Genomic DNA, 879 nt, shown 5'->3' with positions numbered 1-879 from the left:
GACGAGGGACGGACGTTCGCCACAATCCTCTCCACGTTGGATGAATTGGGGTATGATGTCGAATGGCAGGTGCTTAACAGTAAGGACTTCCAAGTCCCGCAAAACAGAGAGCGGGTCTTTATTATCGGACATTCTAGAAGATACCGTCCCAGATTCATATTTCCTCTCAGAAGAGAAAACAGCCCAGCTCATCTTGAAAGGCTAGGAAATATCAATCCCTCTAAACGTGGTTTGAATAGTGAAGTCTATCTGACGAGTGGACTTGCTCCTACACTAACGAGAGGTAAAGGAGAGGGGGCAAAAATCGCCATTCCAGTCTTAACACCAGATAGACTTGAAAAACGGCAACATGGTCATCGATTTAAGGAGAATCAAGACCCTATGTTTACATTGACCAGTCAAGACAGACATGGTGTTGTCGTCGCAGGAAATCTGCCGACTAGCTTTGACCAGACTGGAAGAGTATTTGACATTTCTGGCTTGTCACCGACCTTGACCACCATGCAGGGTGGAGATAAGGTTCCAAAGATTTTGCTGAGGGAGGAGCTGCCATTTCTGAAAATCAAGGAAGCCACAAAAACAGGGTACGCAAAGGCAACTCTTGGAGACTCTGTCAATCTGGCTTATCCAGACTCAACCAAACGTAGGGGACGTGTGGGAAAGGGAATATCCAATACTCTGACGACTTCAGACAATATGGGAGTGGTGGTTGCTGCTCTGGAATATCGACAGGATAAGTGGTATGAAGTCACAGGCATTGTCTTAGAGGGGACACTTTATCGCCTGAGAATAAGACGACTGACACCAAGAGAGTGTTTCAGACTTCAAGGCTTTCCTGACTGGGCTTATGAAAGAGCAGAGAGTGTTTCTAGTAAGAGT

Annotated in this window: 1 protein-coding gene; it reads left to right on the top strand. The window is 46.3% G+C overall.

Going from position 1 to position 879, the window contains the following annotated elements:
- Positions 1 to 879, top strand: an 879-nt coding sequence (locus ACHUFA_RS10955) for a DNA cytosine methyltransferase (RefSeq protein ID WP_394406101.1), incomplete at both ends; no start/stop codon positions are given.

The organism is Streptococcus hepaticus (genome assembly GCF_043656315.1).
GTDB classification, from domain to species: Bacteria; Bacillota; Bacilli; order Lactobacillales; family Streptococcaceae; genus Streptococcus; species Streptococcus hepaticus.
Note: the sequence above shows the minus strand (reverse complement) of the source record. Positions and strands in the feature narration are given on the sequence as shown.